This window comes from Ameyamaea chiangmaiensis (assembly GCF_013376175.1).
GTDB lineage: Bacteria > Pseudomonadota > Alphaproteobacteria > Acetobacterales > Acetobacteraceae > Ameyamaea > Ameyamaea chiangmaiensis.
Window position 1 is genome coordinate 1 of sequence record NZ_JABXXR010000207.1, and the last position, 3,591, is coordinate 3,591.

At 68.7% G+C, this 3,591-nt stretch carries 5 protein-coding genes and 1 pseudogene; all 6 read left to right on the forward strand.

Features of this window, described 5'->3' with window-relative positions; genetic code table 11:
* Positions 1 to 255, forward strand: a 255-nt coding sequence (locus HUK82_RS15160; protein ID WP_176614744.1) for an SPOR domain-containing protein, incomplete at its 5' end; no start/stop codon positions are given.
* A 2-nt stretch (positions 256 to 257) separates the two neighbouring features.
* Positions 258 to 1,127, forward strand: coding sequence for a segregation and condensation protein A (locus HUK82_RS15165; protein ID WP_246495548.1), 870 nt, complete (start codon positions 258 to 260; stop codon positions 1,125 to 1,127).
* Between the two features lie 83 nt (positions 1,128 to 1,210).
* Positions 1,211 to 1,975: an SMC-Scp complex subunit ScpB gene (gene scpB / locus HUK82_RS15170; protein WP_373318282.1), complete on the forward strand. Its 765-nt coding sequence runs from the start codon at positions 1,211 to 1,213 to the stop codon at positions 1,973 to 1,975.
* A 94-nt stretch (positions 1,976 to 2,069) separates the two neighbouring features.
* Positions 2,070 to 2,636 (forward strand): Sec-independent protein translocase protein TatB, encoded by a 567-nt coding sequence (gene tatB, locus HUK82_RS15175; protein WP_176614745.1) that lies wholly within the window; start codon positions 2,070 to 2,072, stop codon positions 2,634 to 2,636.
* 21 nt (positions 2,637 to 2,657) lie between these two features.
* A complete protein-coding gene (gene tatC, locus HUK82_RS15180) occupies positions 2,658 to 3,446 on the forward strand; it encodes a twin-arginine translocase subunit TatC (RefSeq protein ID WP_176614746.1) in 789 nt (262 codons plus the stop codon).
* Positions 3,447 to 3,453: 7 nt separating this feature from the next.
* Positions 3,454 to 3,591 (forward strand): annotated as a pseudogene (locus HUK82_RS15185) (serine--tRNA ligase); the annotation flags it as partial.

The window sequence follows — 3,591 nt, forward strand, 5'->3', positions numbered from 1 at the left end:
GCCGCCAGCAGCGCCTATGGCGTGCAGTTGGCGGCGCTGGCGTCCGAGGCCTCGGCACAGGCGGAGTGGGCACGCCTGACGAAAGCCGCCCCGGGGCTGTTCGCCGGCCGCACGCCGGTGGTCGAGCGTGTCGAACATGCTGGCAGCGTGTTCTTTCGTCTGCGCACCCGTGGCTTTACCTCCATCGCTGACGCGACGGAGTTCTGTGCCCATGCCAAGGCGCAGGGCGTGGCCTGCACCCTCGCCCGGTTCTAGTCTTGGCCGCCGACGCCGGCGCGGAGGAGGGGGTGCCGCCCGACGGCGTTCCGGACGACCTTCCGCGCTCCCCCCTGCTGCATCTCGACGGGTTCGAGGGGCCGCTCGACCTGTTGCTTGACCTCGCGCGGGCGCAGAAGGTCGATCTGGCGCGTATCTCGATCCTGGCGCTGGTCGAGCAATATCTGGCGGTGGTGGAGTCGGCGCGGCGTATTCGCCTTGAACTCGCGGCCGACTGGCTGGTGATGGCGGCGTGGCTGACTTGGCTCAAGTCGCGACTGTTGCTGCCGACCGAGGACGGCGCCGACCTGGAGGCCGAGGAAGCGTCGGAGCTTCTCGCTGCGCGGCTGATGGAGCTTGAGCGCATGCGGCTGGCGGCGCGGTGGCTCGCCGACCGTCCGCGTCTGGGGCACGAGGTGTTCGCCCGCGGCGCGGCCGAGGATTTGCGCGCGATCGACCGGTCGGGCCTGAAGCTCGACATGGGCGCGCTGATGGCCGCCTATATGGCGGCGATACGGCGCACGGCGCGCAAGCGGACCTATGCGCCGCGTCGACTGCGCTTCTGGACGGTGCAGGAGGCGCTGGGCCGCCTGCGCCGGCTGCTGGGTGCGGACATGGTGCCTGGCGAGGGGGGCGCCGGGGCGTGGTTCTCGCTCGATTCGATCGTGCCTGACGTGCTGCCGGATGTGCCCAAGGATGACGCCGAGGCACGCCGCATGCGACGTGCGGCTCTGGCCGGGACGCTGATCGCCGGGCTGGAAATGGCCAAGGGCGGCGAACTGGAGTTGCGGCAGGAGGCCCAGTTCGGCGAGATCCTGCTGCGTCCGCAGGCCGCGCGCCCGACCGATGACGAGGAAGAGGCCACACCATGACCGATCGTCCCAGCGCAGCTGATGACGCCCAGGCTCCGGCCCTGGACGCCATGGAACCACACGCCATGGAGCCGGCGGAGCCTGTGGCGACCCTGATCGAGGACACGGTCGTGCCGACCTCGGACCTTGCGGTGGGGCGCGCCGACGCGGTCGCCCCCGACCCGCGCGCCCTGCGTCTGGCCGAGGCGATGATCTTCGCCAGTACCGAACCGGTCAGCGACCGCGCGGTGGCCGAGATGCTGGTGGGGCAGGAGGCCGTGCCCCCTGAGGTGGAAGACCTCGCGGCGTATGTCGCCGCCGTAATGGCGGGTGTCGTCGCGCTGTATGACGGGCGCGGCGTCGCACCCGTGCGTGTCGCGGGCGGTTGGCAGTTCCGCACCGACGCCGCACTGGCGCCCGCCCTGACGAAGCTGGTCGAACGCCCGCGCCGGCTGGGTCGCTCGGCCATGGAGACGCTGGCGATCGTTGCCTATCACCAGCCCTGCACCCGCGCCGAGATCGAGGCGATCCGTGGCGTGGCGCTGAGCCAGAGCGTGCTCGACGGGTTGCTGGAAGAAGTCCTGATCGTGCCCAGGGGCCGCAAGGAAGTGCCGGGGCGTCCGGTGCTGTGGGGTACATCAGCCGATTTCCTGCGTCATTTCGGGCTGCGCGACCTGCGCGATCTGCCCCGCCGTGAGGAACTGATGGTCGACGTGCCGCAGATCGAGATGCCGACCGCCTCGGCGGCAGAGAGCAACTCGCCGGACGACGGATCCGCGCCAGAGACGGCCGCCCCGCCTGCCGACGGAATGCCCGACGAAGGCACTGCGCCCGGGCTCGACGATCCGGGCGACGATCCGGGCAGCTGAGTGTTGCGGCGGCCGTCCGTTTGGCGCCGACGACGCGGCGTGATAGGTCAGGAACCGGACGAGGGCAGGGGCCCCAAGGTGTGCGGCTGGAACGATGTTTGATTTTGCATGGTCCGAATTCGCCCTGATCGGCATCGTGGCGATCATCTTCATCGGGCCCAAGGACCTGCCGGTCGCCATCCGTTCCGTCACCGGCGCGCTGAAGAAGGCGCGCCGCATGGCGTCCGAGTTCCAGACCCACGTAGACGATTTCGTGCGCGAGGCCGACCTGACCGAGGTGCGCGACAACCTGCGCGATTTCCGGGGCGGCGGCATCCGCAACCGCGTCATCAACGCGCTTGATGGTGACAGGACGATTCGCAAGGGCCTGTCGTCGCCCGATTTCACCGCGCGCCCGGGACCCGTGCGCACCGAGGTCCCGGTGGCGGCGCTGCCCGCGCCCGTCATTGCGAACTATACACCTCCGTATGATGCGGCCCCGGTCGGAAACGACATTGCCGAGCCGCAGCCCTTGCCGCCACCGATTTTGCCGCCAATGGTCGCGCGTCGTCTGGCGGCCGACCGCGCGCGTCGCCGTCCGCCCGCCTTCCTGCCGCCGACCCGGGTACTGCATGGTGGCCAGCGCGTCGCCGTTCATGAGGGGCCGGAGCAGGCGGACTGACGCCGCGATCTGCCGGGAGAGATGACTCTGGAAAACGATACCATCAACGACGAGCCGATGCCCCTGCTCGACCATCTGGTCGAGCTGCGCCGGCGGCTGATCTGGTCGGCGGCCACGTTCGGTCTGTGCTTCCTGCTGTGCTATCACTTCGCGGGCCAGATCTACTTGTTTCTCGCGCGGCCTCTGGGCGAGATCATGCGCCAGAAGGGCGAACAGCCGCATCTGATCTACACCGCGCTGTACGAGGCATTTTTCACCTATATCAAGGTCGCGTTCTTCGGCGCGTCGTTCCTGTCGTTCCCGATGCTGGCCGTGCAGGCCTGGATCTTCATCGCGCCGGGCCTGTACCGGTCGGAAAAGCGGGCCTTCGCGCCGTTTCTGGTCGCGACTCCGATCCTGTTCCTTCTGGGCGCAGCTCTGGCCTATTACTTCATCTTTCCGTTCGCCTGGCGCTTTTTCCTGTCGTTCCAGACCTCGGGCGGCGATGACGGTTTGCAGATCCAGCTTCAGGCGAAGGTGTCGGAATATCTGGCGCTGGTCATGAAACTGATCATGGCGTTCGGGGTCGCGTTCGAACTGCCGGTCGTGCTGACACTGCTTGCGCGGGTGGGCATCGTCACCTCCGCCGGGCTGCGCAAGTATCGCCGCTATGCCTATGTCGGCGCGTTCGTCGTCGCGGCCGTGCTGACGCCGCCGGACGTCATCACCCAGACCGGTCTCGCCGTACCGCTGATCGGACTGTATGAGATTTCGATCCTGTCGGCCCGCATGGTCGAACCCCGGCCGACGGACACACTCGAAGAGGCTTGAACAACCGATGCATGACCTTCGCGCGCTGCGCGCCGACCCCGCTGCTTTCGATGCCGACCTCGCCCGCCGTGGCGTGTCGCCCGTGGCCGGCGCGATCGTCTCGCGCGACGAGGAACGCCGCGCGGCCCTGACGCGCCTGCAGGAG